General features: G+C 59.7%; 15 protein-coding genes. 11 read left to right on the forward strand and 4 right to left on the reverse strand.

Annotated features, from left to right (window positions below; all coding sequences use genetic code 11):
- Complete coding sequence (locus D0544_RS09740) at positions 1-861, forward strand: alpha/beta hydrolase (RefSeq protein WP_125015748.1); 861 nt, start codon at positions 1-3, stop codon at positions 859-861.
- Here D0544_RS09740 and D0544_RS09745 read toward each other — a convergent pair.
- Positions 858-1640, reverse strand: coding sequence for a hypothetical protein (locus D0544_RS09745; protein WP_125015749.1), 783 nt, complete (start codon positions 1638-1640; stop codon positions 858-860). The two genes, D0544_RS09740 and D0544_RS09745, sit on opposite strands and share 4 nt — an antisense overlap.
- A 182-nt stretch (positions 1641-1822) precedes the next feature.
- Between D0544_RS09745 and D0544_RS09750 the strand changes: the two genes are divergently transcribed.
- The gene (locus D0544_RS09750; protein ID WP_125015750.1) at positions 1823-2305 is read left to right on the forward strand and encodes an RDD family protein; all 483 of its coding nucleotides are present in this window, start codon (positions 1823-1825) and stop codon (positions 2303-2305) included.
- 34 nt (positions 2306-2339) lie between these two features.
- Here D0544_RS09750 and lptG read toward each other — a convergent pair whose 3' ends face one another.
- Positions 2340-3404 carry an LPS export ABC transporter permease LptG gene (gene lptG / locus D0544_RS09755; protein ID WP_125015751.1) on the reverse strand — a complete coding sequence of 355 codons (1065 nt, stop codon included), beginning with the start codon at positions 3402-3404 and terminating at the stop codon, positions 2340-2342.
- The gene (lptF, locus tag D0544_RS09760; RefSeq protein ID WP_125015752.1) at positions 3404-4510 is read right to left on the reverse strand and encodes an LPS export ABC transporter permease LptF; all 1107 of its coding nucleotides are present in this window, start codon (positions 4508-4510) and stop codon (positions 3404-3406) included. Before lptF ends, lptG begins: the two co-directional genes overlap by 1 nt.
- A gap of 212 nt (positions 4511-4722) precedes the next feature.
- On the opposite strand from lptF, the gene D0544_RS09765 reads away from it, so the two are divergent.
- The 5 genes from D0544_RS09765 to D0544_RS09785 all read left to right on the forward strand — a co-directional run bounded on the left by D0544_RS09765 (position 4723) and on the right by D0544_RS09785 (position 10684).
- Positions 4723-6216 (forward strand): leucyl aminopeptidase, encoded by a 1494-nt coding sequence (locus D0544_RS09765; protein WP_125015753.1) that lies wholly within the window; start codon positions 4723-4725, stop codon positions 6214-6216.
- 16 nt (positions 6217-6232) lie between these two features.
- Positions 6233-6661: a DNA polymerase III subunit chi gene (locus tag D0544_RS09770; protein ID WP_125015754.1), complete on the forward strand. Its 429-nt coding sequence runs from the start codon at positions 6233-6235 to the stop codon at positions 6659-6661.
- A 7-nt stretch (positions 6662-6668) separates the two neighbouring features.
- Entirely contained in the window at positions 6669-7220 is a 552-nt protein-coding gene (locus D0544_RS09775; protein ID WP_125015755.1) for a hypothetical protein, read from the forward strand.
- A 174-nt stretch (positions 7221-7394) separates the two neighbouring features.
- Complete coding sequence (locus D0544_RS09780; protein WP_125015756.1) at positions 7395-10244, forward strand: valine--tRNA ligase; 2850 nt, start codon at positions 7395-7397, stop codon at positions 10242-10244.
- A gap of 104 nt (positions 10245-10348) precedes the next feature.
- On the forward strand, positions 10349-10684 hold the full coding sequence (locus D0544_RS09785; RefSeq protein WP_125015757.1) for a hypothetical protein: 336 nt from the start codon (positions 10349-10351) through the stop codon (positions 10682-10684).
- A gap of 84 nt (positions 10685-10768) precedes the next feature.
- Here D0544_RS09785 and D0544_RS09790 read toward each other — a convergent pair whose 3' ends face one another.
- A complete protein-coding gene (locus D0544_RS09790) occupies positions 10769-11227 on the reverse strand; it encodes a CopD family protein (RefSeq protein ID WP_125015758.1) in 459 nt (152 codons plus the stop codon).
- 452 nt (positions 11228-11679) lie between these two features.
- Between D0544_RS09790 and D0544_RS09795 the strand changes: the two genes are divergently transcribed.
- The 4 genes from D0544_RS09795 (at position 11680) to D0544_RS09810 (ending at position 17969) form a co-directional block, all read left to right on the forward strand.
- Positions 11680-12672 (forward strand): TRAP transporter substrate-binding protein, encoded by a 993-nt coding sequence (locus D0544_RS09795; protein ID WP_125015759.1) that lies wholly within the window; start codon positions 11680-11682, stop codon positions 12670-12672.
- Between the two features lie 163 nt (positions 12673-12835).
- Positions 12836-13417: a TRAP transporter small permease gene (locus tag D0544_RS09800; RefSeq protein WP_243647278.1), complete on the forward strand. Its 582-nt coding sequence runs from the start codon at positions 12836-12838 to the stop codon at positions 13415-13417.
- Between the two features lie 3 nt (positions 13418-13420).
- A complete protein-coding gene (locus D0544_RS09805) occupies positions 13421-14818 on the forward strand; it encodes a TRAP transporter large permease (protein ID WP_125015761.1) in 1398 nt (465 codons plus the stop codon).
- Positions 14819-15266: 448 nt separating this feature from the next.
- A complete protein-coding gene (locus D0544_RS09810; RefSeq protein ID WP_125015762.1) occupies positions 15267-17969 on the forward strand; it encodes a bifunctional acetate--CoA ligase family protein/GNAT family N-acetyltransferase in 2703 nt (900 codons plus the stop codon).
- Positions 17970-18020: the final 51 nt, after the last annotated feature.

An 18020-nucleotide genomic window follows, 5' to 3' on the forward strand; every position in this document is an offset into this window, starting at 1 on the left:
ATGCTCGATCCCCTGTTGCGTATCAGCGGCGAAGAGGCCTGCCAACAGTACATGGCGCGTCGTGCCGTGCCCGAACATCCGCAGTTTTTCGAGCGCTGGGCGGCCCGCAGCGAGACCCTGCGCCAGGAGTACCGGCGCCAACGCCTGATGCAAAGTGACAACCCCCGGGAGTTTATTGATCTCTACTGGCCAAAGAGCCTCAGCTCCGACCAGTTGCACCTGTTTATTCACGGTGGTTACTGGCAGTCGCAGCACCCCGACTCCTTCGGTTTTCTGGCCCGCCCCTTTCTTGAGCGGGGTATTCCCTTCGCCGTGATGGGCTACCCATTGTGCCCTGACGTGTCTATGGTCGAGCTGGCCCAAAGCGTACAACGCCGGTTATCGCGTCTCTGGCGTGAGCGGTTGTCACTTCCTCTGGAGGTCAACCGGATTCACCTGAGTGGACACTCGGCAGGGGGCCACCTGGCGGCATTGATGGGCTGCCAGGGCTGGGGGGGTGAGTTGGTGGATGCAGTCGGCAGCATCCTTTCCCTGAGCGGACTGTTTGAACTGAGCCCCCTCATGCATACCCCCATCAACGACGCACTGCGACTGCACTCTGACCAGGCCCGGGAGCTGAGCCCCCTGCGACTCAAGGCCCTGCTGAGTATTCCCCATGCAATGGTGGTGGGAGAGCGAGAATCCGTCGCCTTTCATCGGCAAAGCGATATCTTCAGTCATCACCTGCAAATCCAGGGGATTCCCTGCGAGCGCTGGGATGCCGAGGGGTGCAACCACTTCAGCGTGCTGGATAACTTTGCCGAGCCGAACAGCGCCAGCCAGCGCTGGGCACTGCAGCAGATGCTGCCGGCAGCGGGTTAACCCGCCCCCAGGCTTTCAGCTAACCCGCCCCCGTGGCGCAGCAGGGTCATGGGGGCTGCTTCCATTTCATAGTTCTCAAAAAGTGGCTTGATGAACTTCCACCTCAGCCCTGAAAAACTATCGATTCTCTTCGACTCCACCAGCGGTAGCAGCCTTTTCTCAAATGCAACCGCTTCCTTGGCCATGTCATATTCTATTCCCCGGGGATGGCGGTGTGCCTGGTAAACTTCCGTATTGAGGTGCATGTAATACTCTATCATATCCAGCAGGGCCAGATTGACCGCAAAGACTTCCCCCCCTTCACCCTTTTCATAGTTGCGTTGCAGCAACTCCAGCAGCACACGATGCCCTTTGTAGAGATCCTGCAGTGAATACCAGTCCGGGTATTGCTGTTGCCTCCAATTCCCTACAAAGGCCTTGAGCGCCTGGTCATAGCCCTGCCAGGCCTCCTCGAGCTCAGTAGAACCGGTGGCCGCCACCAACGCCCTGGCCGCATTCGTCGCCCCTTCTCTATGCTCATTGATTCCTTGGGTACCGGAGAAGTTAAGGTAGTCATCCCCCAGATAGCTATAAAAACGCAGCATATAGCTGTCCGTTATCAACTGCATGGCGAGGCGGCGCTGCGACGCATCAACCTCGCCCTGGGCCTGGAGCGAACCGCTTAACATTGCCAGAAGCACCCAAAGGCACCCCCCCCGAACAGCCCGGACTAGGAATTTCATTCTGACCTCCACGAACAAGGCATTGTTTTGGTTGTTATTGTTATCAGCAGGGATCACAAAAAATAGCGCCCCTCTCCCGATACCCAGTGTGCTGGCTATGCTTCCGGAATCACATCACCCTTTTTAACGATTTTTACCCGCCCCCATCCGCCCGGAGGTGAATACTCAGGACAGTGCCGTCGGCGGGGGGTTCTGCTAGAATGGCGCCTCTTTCGCCCATACCCGGTATCCTGAGTTCCATGCACCAACCCGACCCTCAAACCCGACTCGCCAACGCCCCCCTGTGGCGCCGCTTCGCGGCCATGTTTTACGACAGCCTCCTGATCGTTGCGCTGTCGATGCTGGTCACCGCGATCTACATCGGCATTCGCGTACTACTGGGTGGCAGTGAGGCCACCGAGCAGCAACTCAACAGCTCCCACGGAGACGCCTTCCTGACCTCCCTGCTGTTTATGGTGGTGTTTGGGTTTTTTGCCATCTTCTGGACCCGCAGTGGCCAGACCCTGGGCATGCAGGCGTGGAGCATTCGTATTCAAAATGAGGATGGCAGTATGATCAGCCTCTGGCAGTGCCTGTTGCGCTACCTGGTGGCCATACCCTCGCTGCTGCTATTGGGCGCTGGCTTCTTCTGGGCCAAGTTCGACAAAGAGGGGCTAACCTGGCACGACCGCTACTCACTCTCACGCGTGGTCCTACTGCCCAACACCAAACGCAAGAAATAACCCGCGAACACCTGCTGAATGCCTTAGGGGCGGATCAGGCCGCCCCGCGCAGCAACCACCAGCCGAGCAGCAAACACAGCAGGATAGGGGCTGCCACCGCCAGTGCCGGCGAGAAACCGAACACCATGCTGGCCGGGCTCAAAAGGTCCTGGAAGATCTTGAAACCAAAGCCAAACAGCACGCCGATAAACACCCGCTGACCCATGGTCACCGAGCGCAAGGGGCCGAACACAAAGGAGACCCCGATAACGATGAGCGCAATAATGCCCAGCGGCTGCATCAGCTTCTTCCACATCTCGAGCTCCTGTTCGGAGGCATCGAGCCCCTGCCGCTCCAGGTAGTTGACGTAGGCATAGAGCCCACGGATGGAGAGATCCTCAGGGCTGACCGAGATGATATTGAGCGCATCGGTGGTCAGGCCGGTATCCCAGCGCAGGGTCTGGCTGTGCTCGCTCACCATACGTTGCTCCTCCAGGCGGCTGACCTGTACGTCCTCCAGAATCCAGTGATCCCCCTGGGAGATAGCCCGTTTGGCGTAACTGCTCTCCAGCAGGCGAAAGTTCTCATCGAAACGGAAACGGCTGACCCCGTGCAGCACCCCGTTGGGCTCCACCACGTTAAAGTACTGAAACTCATCCCCCTCCCGGTGCCAGACTCCGGCCTGCTGCAGGATAGAGTCCTGGTGCCCCGCCCGCTGCAGGGCGCGCTCGCTGTCCGCCAGGTGCTCGGTGTAGGGCATCACGTACTCACCGATGGCGGTACCGATCATCACCAGCAACAGCATCGGCTTGAACACGGCCCACACAATGCGCCACAAACTCACGCCGGCTGCACGCATGACCACCAGCTCGCTGTGGGTAGCCAGGCTGCCGACCCCCACCAGGCAGCCGATCAGGCTGGCAAAGGGCAGGTAGTCGTAGGTTCGCTGGGGCATCTTCATCAGCAGGTAGATCAGCATCTCGGGAACCTGGTAATCCAGCTTGAGGCGTCTTAACTCGGCTACCATACCCAGCACAAAGTCGAGACCCAGCAGCAGCACAAGCACCATCAGGATGGCAACGAATACCGTACGGCCTATATAGGCATCGAGCAATCTCATCAGGATGCTGCCCCCTTCAATGCCCGCCCGGGAAAGCGAAGCCGGGCCAGCAGCTCGCCACCCCAGCCCAGGCCCAGGCCCAATAACAGGAAGAACAGGTGCAGGGGCCACATCGCCAGGCTGGCATCCAGTCGCCCGGAGGCGACCGCGCTGCTGCTGGCCAACAAGCCCCCCAGATAGAGAAGGTAGAGTACAACCGCTGGCAGCAGTCGCATATAGCGTCCCTGGCGGGGATTCACCCGGCTCAGGGGGATCGCCAGCAGCACCAGAATCGGCACCATCACCGGCAGCGAGATGCGCCAGAGCAGCTCGCCGGTCTGCTCCCGGTCGCCATTGTAGAGGCGCGGAGTGCTGAGTGCCTTGACCTCGGAGATCTCGATCTCCTTATCGTTTCTTGGCAGTTTGACCCCGTAGGTATCGTATTGAATCGCGCGAACATCGGTGTCCCCCGGAATCAGATCGTAACGGTACCCATCGTGCAGCTCCAGGTAACGACTTCCGGTTCCCTCCATCAAACGCTGGTCACCGCGCTCGGCCAGCAGCAGGGTAAGCCGGCCGCGGGGATCCCGTGCGTCGAAGTGGGCAATAAAAACCCGGTCCATGGTTTTGAGGTCGTCGCTCAGGGCTTCGGTGTAGGTGACCCGGTCATCCGCCTCCATAAAGCGTCCCGGCAGCAGCATATCGAACTCGGTCAGGGTTTTCTGCTTCTCCAGAATCCACTCGGTGTTCTTGGCACTCCAGGGGGCCACCGAAAAGCTCAGCGCCGCCACCAGGCTCGCCACCAGTAACCCCGGCATCATCGTATAGGCCATCAGTCGACGCGAACTCATGCCGCAGGCTCGCAGCACCGTCATCTCGTTATCCACGTAGAGCCGGCCGTAAGCCAGCAGGATGCCCATGAAGATGGCCAGGGGGAGCAACAGCAGTAAAAATCCGGGAATCTGGTAACCCATGAGCGCGAACAGGTAATCGGAGTTCATTCGTCCGCTGGCCGCACGGGACAGGTAGTAGATAAAGCGTGCGCTGAGTATGATCAGCAGCAGCACGGCGGCGACCGCTGAAAAGGCAAGCATGACCTCTTTCGCCAGGTAACGGAAAATAATCAAACGAAACTCTCTCCAGCGTTCAAAACAGCGTCTCGGGAAGCGCCCGGCACTGACAAAAGGGGTTCGGTTGCGTACACTTGAACACCGGCAGCGACGACTCTCCAGGTGCCTCGAGGAGGTCCAATCCGACCGACGTTCTGCTGCTTCTGGATGGCTGCAACGGCAGCGCCAATTATCACTTAAAGCCACCTCTTTTGTCTTGCGGAGTATACATGGAATTTATCGCCAAAACCGGAGAACTGGAAAAACAAAGCACCGCCTGCCTGGCTGTTGCTGTTGGAGACAAGGGGGCCCTGAGCCCCGCAGCCCAGCAGATTGACCAACTCTCCGATGGTATGCTCTCGAGCCTGCTTAAAGCCGGCGATATCAAGGGCAAGGCGGGACAGTCCCTGATGCTGCATCGGGTTCCCGGGGTCAAGGCCGAGCGCGTGCTGCTGGTGGGCACCGGCCAGTGCGACACCTCCATCAGCCAGGCGGATTTCCTCAAGGCGGCCCGTGCCATGGCTTCCGCTATCAAGCAGGCGGCCTGCAAGGAGCTCACCCTGGCGCTGTGCGACCAGCCGGTGACCGATGCTGACGATTACTGGAAAGCGCGCCAGCTGTTGCAGGCCGTGGGCGAAGCCAACTACCGCTTCGACCAGCTCAAAAGCGAGCGCAGCAAAAAGCCGCTGCCGCTGCGCAAGGTTACCCTGCTGGCCAGTTCTCGCGCCCAGTCCACCCCACTCTCTAGCGCCAGCGAGCACGCCCAGGCGATTGTCTCTGGAATCCACGCCGCCCGCGACCTGGGCAACCTGCCCGGCAATATCTGTACCCCCAGCTACCTCGCCAAGCGCGCCAAGGGGATGGCCAAAAAGCACAGTGCCCTCAGCTGCAAGGTGCTGGACGAAAAACAGATGCGCGAGCTGGGAATGCACTCCCTGCTGTCGGTCAGTGCCGGCAGTGCCCAGGGGGCACGCCTGATCACCCTCGAGTACAAAGGGGGGAAAAAATCGGACCAGCCCATAGTGCTGCTCGGCAAGGGGATCACCTTCGACAGTGGCGGCATCAGCCTCAAGCCTGGCGCCGGTATGGATGAAATGAAGTTTGATATGTGCGGTGCCGCCAGCGTCATCGGCACCATGACCACCCTGTGCGAGCTGAAACTTCCCATCAATGTGGTGGGCATGATCGCCAGCGCCGAAAATATGCCCGGACCCACCGCCACCAAGCCCGGTGACATCATCACCTCCATGTCCGGTAAAACCATCGAGGTACTCAACACCGATGCCGAAGGTCGCCTCGTACTGTGCGACGCCCTCACCTACGCCGAGCGCTTCAAGCCCGCGGCGGTGGTCGACATTGCCACCCTCACCGGTGCCTGCATCGTCGCCCTGGGCCACCACATCAGCGGCATGATGAGCAACAATGACGCCCTCGCCGAGCGCCTGACCCGGGCCGGCAAACGGGCAGCGGACCTCGTGTGGCAACTGCCCATGAACGAGGATTACCAGAAACAGCTCGATAGTAACTTCGCCGATATTGCCAATATCGGGGGGCCCGGCGGCGGCACCATCACGGCCGGTTGCTTCCTCGCCCGCTTCGCCGAGAAGTTTGACTGGGCTCACCTCGATATCGCCGGTACCGCCTGGTTAAGCGGGCAGAACAAGGGGGCCACCGGGCGTCCCGTGGCACTGTTGAGCCAGTTCCTGCTGGACAGCCTGGACTGACCGGGGCGAGGCCGAGATGACCCGCGTCGACTTCTACCTGCTTCCGGGAGTGCAACGGCAGGATGCCCTGCTCTTCAGCTGCCGGCTGGCTGAAAAGGCTTACCAGCTCGGCCACCGGGTGTTCATCCATACCCAGGATGACACCCAGGCGCAACAGCTCGACGACCTGCTGTGGAGCTATAGAGGCGAGCGTTTCCTGCCCCACCAGATACGCAGTCTCACCGGCGAGGGTGCGCCCATCGAGGTGGGGCACACGGAGGAGGCCGGCGACCATCATGACCTGCTGATCAACCTCGCCGACCGCATTCCCGACTGTTTTGGTCGCTTTACCCGGGTCGCCGAAATTGTGACCAACCATGAGGATGCCAAGCGCCAGTCGCGGGACAATTACCGTTTTTACCAGCAGCGTGGCTACCCCATGCACACCCACCGCATAAGAGGCTAGGCGAGCCATGGCCAAAAAAGACCCTGCCGAGGACAAAGCACTGCTCGACGAGCTGATGTCGATCCGCCAGCTGCTCGACGACGAGCTGCAGGGCGAGCGCGCCCCCTCCGATAATATTCCGATCCTCAACGAGGTGGATAACGGCGAGCCCCCCCCTGCGCCGGCTAAAAAACCACAGCCCGCGACCGACAACTACCGGGCTCGGGCCGAAAGCGCCTTTGAGGCCAACGTCCAGCGCGGAAGCCCTCTTCTGAAGCCCCTGACCCGGGAGATGCTCGGTGAGAACCCCTTCCTCCCCAAACAGGCGCTGGACAAACTCAATGCCCGCAGGGCGATGCCGACGGCGGACTCTGGCCTACCCCAGGAGAGTCCTCTGTGGGAGGGACTGCGCGCACTGCCGAGCGACCAGCAACAACAGGTCAGAGCCCTGCTGGAGGGGCAAAGCGAGCAGATCCTGCAGCAGATGGTGGATGAGACAATGCCTCGCCTTGAAGCCCAGTTACGCGAGCGCTTGCGCCAGCAGCTTAAGCGCCTGATCGAGCAGATCGACAGGCTTTAGCCCCTCTTAAGGTGCAGGGCCCCCGCCGCGCTCGCGCTGCCCTCCCTGTCCGCCGCGGGCCAGCTTGCGAAACCGATTTCCCCTTCCAATCGGCCCTGAACTATGGCTCGCCGGGACAGGAGCCATGTATAATGCCCGGTTTGACCGATCCGACGAGAAGACCTGTAGCACACCATGGATAAAACCTACCAACCGAACGAAATCGAGCGTAGCTGGTACACCACCTGGGAAGAGCGGGGCTACTTTGCCCCCTCCGGAGAGGGCACCCCCTACTCCATCATGATCCCCCCTCCCAACGTGACCGGCAGCCTGCACATGGGGCACGCGTTTCAGGACACCATCATGGACACCCTGATTCGCTACCACCGGATGAAGGGCAACAACACGCTCTGGCAGGTGGGTACCGACCACGCAGGGATCGCCACCCAGATGGTGGTAGAGCGCCAGCTGCAGGCCCAGGGCATCAACCGCCACGACCTCGGGCGCGAGAAGTTCCTCGACAAGGTCTGGGAGTGGAAAGCAGAGTCCGGCGGCACCATCACCCGCCAGTTGCGTCGCATGGGCGCTTCGGTCGACTGGAGCCGCGAGCGCTTCACCATGGACGAGGGGCTTTCCAATGCGGTGAAAGAGGTGTTTGTCCGTCTCCACCAGGAGGGGCTGATCTACCGCGGCAAGCGCCTGGTCAACTGGGATCCCAAACTGCACACCGCCATCTCCGACCTGGAGGTGGAGAACCGCGATAGCAAGGGGCACCTGTGGCACTTCCGCTACCCCCTCGCTGACGGCGCCAAAACCGCCGATGGGCTCGACTACCTGGTAGTCGCCACCACCCGTCCCGAAACCATGCTCGGTGACACCGCAGTGGCCGTGCATCCGGACGATGAGCGCTACCGCGCGCTGGTAGGCAAGTTCGTCACCCTGCCGCTGGTCAACCGCCGGATCCCGATCGTCGCCGATGACTACGTGGATCGCGAATTCGGTACCGGTTGCGTCAAGATCACCCCGGCTCACGACTTCAACGACTACGAAGTCGGCAAGCGCCACCAGCTGCCAATGATCAACATCCTCACCATCAACGCCGATATTCGTGACCAGGCTGAGGTGTTCAATAGCGACGGCACGCCCAACAGCGAGCTGGATGCCTCCCTGCCCGAAAACTACCGAGGGCTGGAGCGCTTTGCGGCCCGCAAACAGATCGTGGCGGAGTTTGAATCCCTGGACCTTATCGAGAAGATCGACGACCACGCCCTCAAGGTACCCTACGGCGACCGAGGTGGTGTGGTGATCGAGCCCTACCTCACCGACCAGTGGTACGTTGCCGTGCAAAAGCTGGCGGAGCCGGCGATCAAGGCGGTGGAAGATGGCGACATCAAGTTTGTGCCCCAGCAGTATGAAAACATGTACTTTGCCTGGATGCGCGACCTGCAGGACTGGTGTATCTCGCGCCAGCTGTGGTGGGGTCACCGTATTCCCGCCTGGTACGACGAGGCGGGCAACGTCTACGTCGGCCGTGATGAAGCTGAGGTGCGCAGCGCCAATGGTCTCGGCGAGGAGATCACCCTGCGCCAGGATGAGGACGTACTCGACACCTGGTTCTCCTCTGCCCTCTGGACCTTCTCCACCCTAGGCTGGCCGGAGCAGACTCCGGAGCTCAAGACCTTCCATCCCAGCTCGGTACTGGTCACCGGCTTCGACATCATTTTCTTCTGGGTTGCGCGCATGATTATGATGACGCTTCACTTTATGAAGAACGAGGATGGCACCTCACAGGTACCCTTCAAGACCGTCTACGTACACGGTCTGGTGCGCGACCAGGAAGGACAAAAGATGTCCAAGTCCAAGGGTAATGTGCTCGACCCCCTCGACCTGATCGACGGTATTGACCTCGAGGAGCTGGTGGCCAAGCGCACCGGCAACATGATGCAACCTCAACTTGCCAAGAAGATTGAGCAGCAGACCCGCAAGCACTTCCCCGAGGGCATTACCGCCTCCGGTACCGACGCCCTGCGCTTCACCTTCTGCTCGCTGGCCTCTACCGGACGCGATATCAAATTCGATATGAGCCGCATGGAGGGCTACCGGAACTTCTGCAACAAGATCTGGAACGCCGCCCGCTACGTGCTGATGAACACCGAGGAGCAGGATTGCGGGCAGAGCGGTGGCGAAGTGGAGCTCTCGCTGGCGGATCGCTGGATCATCTCGCGCCTCCAGCAGACTGAAACCGAGATCGCCGAGGCGATGGACAGCTACCGTTTCGACCTGGCTTCCCAGGCCCTCTACGAGTTTGTCTGGAACGAATACTGCGACTGGTACCTGGAGCTCTCCAAGCCCGTACTCTGGGATGAGAACGCCAGCCCCCTGCTGCAGCGCGGTACCCGCCGTACCCTGGTGCGGGTATTGGAAGCGATCCTGCGACTGGCCCACCCGATGATGCCCTACATCACCGAGGAGATATGGCAGCGTGTCGCGCCCCTGGCCGGCGCGAGTGGTGAAACCATCATGTTGCAGCCCTACCCTCAAAGCGAGGCGGAACAGATCGACACCCAGGCGATTGCCGATATCGAGTGGCTCAAGGGGATTATCCTGGCGGTTCGAAACATCCGCGGGGAGATGAACATTGCCCCCGGCAAGGAGATCCCTGTACTGCTCAGCAACATTGATGCCGCCGGTATCGCCCGCCTTGAGCCCAACCGCACCTTCCTTTGCAAGCTGGCCAAACTGAACTCCATCGAGGTGATTGATGCGGCCGATGCTCCCATGAGTACCACCAGCCTGGTGGGCGAGATGGAGGTGCTGGTACCCATGGCAGGGCTGATCGACAAGGCGGCTGAAAGTGCCCGCCTTGCCAAGGAGATCGATAAACTGGGCAAAGAGGTGGCTCGATTTGAGGGCAAATTAAGCAATCCTCGTTTTGTCGATAAGGCACCGGCTGAAGTCGTCGAAAAGGAGCGCGCCAAGATGGCTGATGCCCAAACTGCGAAGCAGACACTGGAAGATCAGCTGAAAAAGATAGAATCTTTGTAGTCTCTCATTGGGGGGTGTTGGCCACCGACGGTTGCCTTCACCCCCCTAAACGCCTACCCTCTAGGCGAACACACAGATAATATGGGTACGATTCAGGAAAGATTATGAGCAAACTCGATAAAGAGCAGGTACTGGCAGAGTTCACCGCCGCTTACACCAAGGCTAATGGCAAGGCACCCGAGATCGACCAGAAGGGCAGCTGGTACAGCGTAGATGGCGGCAAGTCTGTCCGCCTGGCAGATCTGGCCGAAATGACCACTGAGCTGTCCGGAGCTCCAGCCAAGGCTGAGCCGGCCCCCAAAAAAGCGGCAGCCCCCAAGAAAGCCCCCGCCGCCAAAGCAAAAGCCAAGCCCGCTACCACCGGCGGTGGCCTCACCCCGAAGCAGCTGTGGAAACAGAAGCTGTCGGGTCGGGATACCCTCCCTCGCGGCGTTAACTAGAGCCACCCGGGGCACCGGCAAAACCGGTCACCCGCGCATAAAGGCGAGCCCCCGGCTCGCCTTTTTTGTGTCCCGATCCACCGCCTACAATAGGTAGCGCCCACCCGACGCAATCACCACCAACAACACCCCCAGCGACAGATTAAACGCCACCAGCCCCCGAATTCGGTTCAGGGCCGCACCCGCTTCAGGCCACTGCTCACCATCGACCGCCCGCTTCAGCGCCCGCCAGGGGCTGAGATACAGGCCCAAAAACAGCAGCGTCATCAGCAGCCCCAACCCGAGCATCAGGTGAACATGCAAGCCCACCCTGGCAAAGGAGCCAAACACCCCCAACACCATCCCGAGGCCTGTACCCCATAGCAGGAGCACCGAGGCCCACACCCAGCCGAAGAAACGCTGGAACACCCCCCGCCATAGTCTCAGCCTTACCGGCGGTTCCAGTTCCGTGGCCGCCACCGGGCGCAACACCACATACGCAAAGAACATCCCTCCCACCCAGATCACTGCAGCCAACAGGTGGAGAGCAAGCATAACCCCCATCACAGACTCCTTATCGATTAGCTTTTTGTGGTTCTCATTATACCCCCAGCCGCGACGCCGGGATCTCCTCTCTTGCCTGGAAAGTAATGGGTGAGTTTCGTACATCGCCCACAGGGCCAGGCGACAGGAGCGCCTAAACCGGCACAAAGGGGAGATAAAGCCGGGGATCCCGGTCAGGCCATTGATATCGATCAAGCAAAACGGGGCAAAATTGGGTGTATACCAACCCCTAAAATCACGTCAAATGGGTGGGTTATCACCCAAAAAATGCGTTAACCTAAAGTCTAATAAGAAACCTATCCATCTGTTTTATAAGCACTTATTGAAACCAAAAAAAAGTGGCACTCTCCTTGCTTATAAAATAGTAGCGTTGTTGATAATGCTAGCCGGGAGCGATTCGTCGCTACCCACACACTATAAAAACCAACACAACACTCGACAGGGTAGAAAGCATGAACCTTTTCAAGAAATCTCTGACCGCATTGACTGTCTGTGCCGCCGTCGCCGGCGCAACCGTGGCCCAGGCCGCGCCCGTTGAGCTGAAGTTCGCTCACGTTGTAGCTGAAAACACCCCCAAGGGACAGATGGCCCTCAAATTCCGCGACCTGGTTGCCGAGCGTCTCGCTGGCAAGGTAGAGGTCAAGGTCTTCCCTAACTCCCAGCTGTTCGGTGATAACAAGGTCCTTGAGGCCATGCTGCTGGGCGATGTACAGATGGCCGCTCCCTCTCTGTCCAAGTTCCAGAAATACACCGAGTCCCTGCAGATTTTTGACCTGCCCTTCCTGTTCAAGGATATGGCTGCTGTTGAGCGCTTCCAGAACGGTCCTACCGGTCAGGCGATGCTGAGCTCCATGAAGAACAAGGGTCTTATCGGCCTTGGCTTCCTGCACAACGGCATGAAGCAGCTGTCTGCTAACGACCCGCTGCGCACCCCCGCCGATGCGTCCGGCAAGAAGTTCCGTATCCAGACTTCTGATGTACTGCAGGCCCAGTTTGAAGCCGTCAATGCGGTACCCCTGAAGAAGCCCTTCTCCGAAGTGTTCACCCTGCTTCAGACCAAAGCCATCGACGGTCAGGAAAACACCTGGTCCAACATCTACTCCAAGAAGTTCTTCGAAGTTCAGCCCTACATCACCGAGTCCAATCACGGTGTACTGGACTACCTGATCGTAACCTCCACCGAGTTCTGGATGGGCCTCGATGACGATGTTCGTGCCGAGCTGAAGAAGGCCCTGGACGAGGCGATCGCTTACGGCAACAACATTGCTGCCGAAAAGGGTGACTCCGACCGTCAGGCGATCATCGACTCCGGCCGTTCCGAAGTACTCGCCCTGTCTGATGCAGAGCGTCAGCAGTGGGTAGAGGCGATGAAGCCGGTATGGGCTCAGTTTGCCAGCCAGATTGGCCAGGAAAATATCGACGCAGCCGTTGCGGCCAACAAGTAAGCGTCAGTACGCAGTACCCTGGCAGGGCGGCACCGACCGCCCTGCTTTTTTCCGGATAATTGGATACCTCGCCGTTTTTTACCTACCCGGTCTAAGCTGGGGTGTACGGCGCTGTTCCAGATCCACTATGGATCACACTTAAAGCACATATAGAGAGGCGATTATGAGGGATATCATTAACAGCCTGGAAGAGGGTTTCATCCGCTTTCTTCTGGTTGCAATGACCCTGCTGGTGTTCTTCGAAGTGGTTTTACGCTTTGGCTTCAACACCGGGATACACTGGGCACAGGAGGTTACCCTGCTGATGGCAGCCTGGTTTGTTCTGTTTGGCGTTTCCTACGGCATCAAGGTAGGGGCACACATTGGCGTTGACGCCTTCGTCAAACTGCTACCCGACAAACCCCGGCGTTATGCCGCTATACTGGCGGTGCTGCTATGCCTGTTCTATTGCGGCCTCTTTCTCTATGGCGGTTGGGTATATCTGGCCAAGCTCAAGATGATCGGCATCGAGCTGGAAGACCTCCCCTTCCCCAAGTGGATCGCCACCAGCATTCTGTTTATCGGTTTTATCCTGCTAGCGATTCGGTTTATTCACCTGCTATGGAATCTGGTTACCGGCAAGGCCGATGGATTCAAGCTGGCCGATGAAGCCAAGGAGAGCATGCATCTGGCCGAAGAGCTTTCCAAGGAGGCCACCGACTCCACTACCCATCCCCATAAAACGACTGCGCCGGGAGAGAAGTAGCCCATGACTACAGCCGCCCTTTTTATCATGCTCTTCGCGTTTATGCTGTTGGGCATGCCGATTGCCATCGCTCTGGGCCTCTCCAGCGTGGCAACAATACTGATGTTTTCTAATGATTCGCTGGCCTCCATTTCGCTGAAGCTGTTCGAGGCGACCTCCGAACACTACACGCTGCTGGCGATTCCGTTTTTTATCCTCTCCTCCGCGTTTCTCTCAACCGGTGGTGTAGCCAAGCGCCTGATCGACTTTGCCATCGATTCGGTGGGTCACATTCGCGGTGGCCTGGCGATGGCTTCGGTGCTGGCCTGTATGCTGTTCGCGGCGGTATCGGGCTCCTCGCCCGCCACCGTGGCGGCGATCGGTACCATCGTCATCGCGGGCATGGTGCGCGCCGGTTATCCGGAGTCCTTTGCGGCCGGTGTCATCGCCAATGCGGGCACCCTGGGTATTTTGATTCCCCCCTCCATTGTGATGCTGGTCTACGCGGCCGCCACCGAGGTATCAGCCGCCCGGATGTTTATGGCCGGTCTGATTCCGGGCCTGATGATGGGCGGTATCCTGATGATCGCGATCTACATCATTGCACGCATCAAGGGGCTCCCATCACAACCCTTCCCCGGCTTTCGCAAGCTGATGAAATCCGGCGCCATTGCCATGGGCGGGCTGATGCTGATCGTGATCGTGCTGGGCTCCATTTACGGCGGTATCGCCAGCCCAACCGAAGCGGCTGCCGTCGCAGCGCTCTACGCTTACCTGGTTGCAGTGATTGGCTATCGCGATATGGGACCGCTGAAAAAGACCGAGTGGAGAAATCAGGGGGAGAACCTGATTTCTGCCGGAGTACGCAACAGCGTCGCCATGCTGATTGCCCTGCCGCGGTCGGTGTTTGATAAAGAGGTCAACAAGGTGGTGATGGACGCCGCCAAAGTCAGCCTGATGCTGCTCTTTATCATCGCAAACGCCATGCTCTTTGCCCACGTACTGACCACCGAACGCATTCCCCACAGCATCGCGGAAACCATCGTTCAATGGGGGCTTCCAGCCTGGGGCTTCCTGATCGTCGTTAACCTGCTGTTACTGATGGCCGGTAACTTTATGGAGCCTTCGGCCATCCTGCTGATCATGGCACCCATCCTGTTCCCCATCGCCATGAAGCTGGGTATCGATCCGATCCATTTGGGGATCATCATGGTGGTCAACATGGAGATCGGTATGCTGACACCACCGGTCGGACTCAACCTGTTTGTAACAGCGGGGATTACCGGACGCAGCATGGGCTGGGTCATCAAGGCCTGCCTGCCCTGGCTGAGCCTGCTACTGATGTTCCTGATCCTGATCACCTATATCCCGGAGATCTCGCTCTTCCTGCCGGAGTATATCGATAAGCTCAAAGGCTACTGACCGACTTCGTTGTAAAGCCCTGGCGACTCCCCGAGTCGCCTTTTTTATGCCTAGGGACGGGCGGTAGATCGCAAGAGCCAGGGATGGCAGTAGCGATCACAGGGACGGGCGGTAGATCGCGAGAGCCAGGGATGGCAGTAGCGATCACAGGGTCGACCGGTATGCCGCGAGAGCCATGAATGGCGGTAGCGGCTTATGACCATGGATGGGCCGGACAATGCTCCTGCCTGACCGGCACTCCCCACGCCCCTGTGGGTCGGTCGCGGCAGCGATCACAGGGATGAACGGGGTGATAAAGTGCCTCACAGAGCGGGAGTGTGACCGTCCTCAGGTTCCCGCCGGCATCGACCAAAATAGGAGGAACCGGCGCCTTGATTGCGCTAAGTTAAGGTTTTATACCTCCACAGACGACTGCTTGCCCATTTACGGACCACACAGGCGCCCCTCTATGAGCCAGAAGAATATTGCACAACTACTTCGCCCGAAATCGGTGGCGGTAATTGGAGCCTCCAACAACCCCAAACGTGCGGGTTACATCATTATGCGTAACCTGCTGCAGGGTGGATTTTCCGGCCCCATCATGCCCGTTTCACCCAAATATGAAGCGGTCGGTGGCGTGCTGGCTTACCCCTCCATCGACACCCTGCCCACCATCCCCGACCTGGCCATTCTCTGCACCAGCGCACGCCGGGTTCCGGAGATCATCGAGCAGTTGGGCATCAAGGGGACCCGCAGCGCCATCGTGCTCGCCGCCGGCCTCTCTAACCGCATGAACGTGGAGGGGCAAACCATCAAGGAGGCGATGCTGGAGTCGGCCCGCCGCCACAAGGTTCGCATTCTGGGCCCCAACAGCCTGGGTATGATCATTCCGGCTATCGGCCTCAACGCCAGTTTTTCCCACACCCCGGCACTGCCGGGCAAGATCGCGCTGATCTCCCAGTCTGCCGCCATCTGCACCACCATTCTCGACTGGGCCAAACCCAAGGGGATCGGGTTCTCCAACTTTATCTCCCTCGGGGATGCCAGCGATGTCGACTTCGGCGAGTTGATCGACTACCTGTGCCGCGACACCCATACCCGGGCGATTCTGCTGTGCATCGACTCCATCCAGAATCGACGCACCTTTATGTCGGCGGCCCGCGCGGCCTCCCGCAACAAACCGGTGCTGGTGTTCAAGGCCGGGCGAACCCTCGAGGGCGCGATCGCGACTCACCTGCACACCGGCGGTATCTCCGGCTCCGACGCGGTCTACGACGCGGCAATCCGCCGCTCCGGTATGCTCCGGGTGAAAGACCTGCACGAGCTGTTTGCTGCGGTGGAAACCCTGGCCCACGACAAACCCCTGAAGGGGGAGAAGCTGGCGATTATTACCAACGGGGGCGGCCCGGCGGTGATGGCCATCGATACCCTGATTGAGCGTCAGGGCCGACTGGCCGAACTGAGCGATGAACTCAAGCAGAAGCTGCAACAATTGATGCCACCGGGCTGGGTACCCGGTAACCCGATCGACCTGCTGGGTGACGCACCGCCCAAACGCTACGGCGACATCCTCAAACTGCTCCTGGAATCCAAAGAGGCCGACGCAATCCTGGTGATGCATGCCCCGGCCGCCGCCGCGCCGGCGACCGACTTTGCCAACACCGTGATCGAGACCCTGAGCACCTGCAAACCCCGCCAGTGCCCCAACATCTTCACCAACTGGACCGGAGAGGAGACGGTGCAGGAGGCCCGGCGCCTGTTTGCCAAAGCCGACATCCCCACCTTCCGAACCCCGGCCGGCGCGGTGGGTGCCTTTATGCATATGGTGGAGTATCGCCGCAACCAGAAACTGCTGCTGGAGACCCCGGAGTCGGTGCCGGAAAACGTCATCACCGACACCGAGGCCGCCCACGCCACCATTGCCACGGCGCTCGAACAACAGAATATGCAACTGGAAACCTACGAGGCGGGACCAATACTGTCCGCCTACGGTATCCAGAGCATTCCAACCCTGATCGCAGAGGACCCGCAACAGGCGGCCAGCCTGGCCAAGCAACTCCAGTTCCCCGTCGCTCTTAAGCTATTGTGCGACGAGATCCGTTACAAATCGGAAGTCGGCGGGGTAGTGCTTAATCTCAACAGCACATCGGAGGTCCTGACTTCTGCCGAGGCAATGCTCAGCCGGGTAGCGAGCGCTTACCCCGCCGCCCGGGTCGACGGCCTGGTGCTGCAGCCGATGGCACAGCGAGCCGGAGCCCAGGAGATCCGCATCGCAGTACAGACCGACCCGGTATTCGGCCCTGTCATCCTGCTGGGAGAGGGGGGCTCGGACTGGGACGTTACCCGAGATGCTGCGGTCGCCCTCCCCCCTCTTAATATGGCACTGGCCCGCTACCTGGTGATCCAGGCGCTGGCGGACAACAAGCTCAAGGACCGCCGATTCCCCGAGGGGCTTGATCGCCACAGCCTCGGTATCCTGCTGACCCAGGTCTCTCACCTGATCACCGATTGCCCGGAGATCGTGGAGATCGACCTCAACCCGGCGCTGGTGACCGGCAGCGAGATCGTGGTGCTCGATGCCACCATCAAGCTGCAGCCCACCCCGGAGAATCCGGCACTGCGCATGGCGATCCGTCCCTACCCCAAGTCACTGGAGGAGGTGCGGACACTGCGCGATGGCAGCAGCGTGCTGCTGCGCCCCATTCGCCCCGAAGATGAACCCAGCCATAAGGCCTTTGACCTCAGCCTGACCCGGGAGGACCGCTACAAGCGCTTCTTCGGCGAGGTGGGTGAGATGACCCACGAGGATATGGCGCACCTCACCCAGATCGACTACGACCGGGAGATGGCTTTTATCGCGACCCGCAAGCAGTCCGGCGTCGATACCACCCTGGGGGTGGTACGGGTGCATGTCGACCCGGACAATACCGAGGCGGAGTTTGCTGTCATTCTCAGGCCTGACACTCAGGGTCAGGGGCTGGGGCGGATGTTGATGGAGAAGGTGATCAACTACTGCCGGCAGCAGCAGATCGACGAGATCATGGGCTATACCATGCCGGAGAACCGCGGCATGATTGAGCTCTCGCGCAAGCTCGGCTTCAAGGTGAAGTTTATGCTGGAGGACGGCATGGTGGAGATGCGCATGCCGTTGAAGGAGACCAGCGCAGACTGACCTCGTTCAACGCGGGGGCATCTTCGCCCCCTTGCGTCGCTATACCCGCGC

It is taken from the genome of Aestuariirhabdus litorea, assembly GCF_003864255.1.
In the GTDB taxonomy this organism is placed as follows: Bacteria; Pseudomonadota; Gammaproteobacteria; order Pseudomonadales; family Aestuariirhabdaceae; genus Aestuariirhabdus; species Aestuariirhabdus litorea.

Bases quoted from the DNA above. Each gene is read 5' to 3' on its own strand.
- D0544_RS09740 (WP_125015748.1), top strand. From the start codon at position 1: ATGCTCGATCCCCTGTTGCGTATCAGCGGCGAAGAGGCCTGCCAACAG.
- D0544_RS09750 (WP_125015750.1), top strand. From the start codon at position 1,823: ATGCACCAACCCGACCCTCAAACCCGACTCGCCAACGCCCCCCTGTGG.
- lptG (WP_125015751.1), bottom strand. From the start codon at position 3,404: ATGAGATTGCTCGATGCCTATATAGGCCGTACGGTATTCGTTGCCATC.
- D0544_RS09765 (WP_125015753.1), top strand. From the start codon at position 4,723: ATGGAATTTATCGCCAAAACCGGAGAACTGGAAAAACAAAGCACCGCC.
- D0544_RS09770 (WP_125015754.1), top strand. From the start codon at position 6,233: ATGACCCGCGTCGACTTCTACCTGCTTCCGGGAGTGCAACGGCAGGAT.
- D0544_RS09775 (WP_125015755.1), top strand. From the start codon at position 6,669: ATGGCCAAAAAAGACCCTGCCGAGGACAAAGCACTGCTCGACGAGCTG.
- D0544_RS09780 (WP_125015756.1), top strand. From the start codon at position 7,395: ATGGATAAAACCTACCAACCGAACGAAATCGAGCGTAGCTGGTACACC.
- D0544_RS09785 (WP_125015757.1), top strand. From the start codon at position 10,349: ATGAGCAAACTCGATAAAGAGCAGGTACTGGCAGAGTTCACCGCCGCT.
- D0544_RS09790 (WP_125015758.1), bottom strand. From the start codon at position 11,227: ATGGGGGTTATGCTTGCTCTCCACCTGTTGGCTGCAGTGATCTGGGTG.
- D0544_RS09795 (WP_125015759.1), top strand. From the start codon at position 11,680: ATGAACCTTTTCAAGAAATCTCTGACCGCATTGACTGTCTGTGCCGCC.
- D0544_RS09800 (WP_243647278.1), top strand. From the start codon at position 12,836: ATGAGGGATATCATTAACAGCCTGGAAGAGGGTTTCATCCGCTTTCTT.
- D0544_RS09805 (WP_125015761.1), top strand. From the start codon at position 13,421: ATGACTACAGCCGCCCTTTTTATCATGCTCTTCGCGTTTATGCTGTTG.
- D0544_RS09810 (WP_125015762.1), top strand. From the start codon at position 15,267: ATGAGCCAGAAGAATATTGCACAACTACTTCGCCCGAAATCGGTGGCG.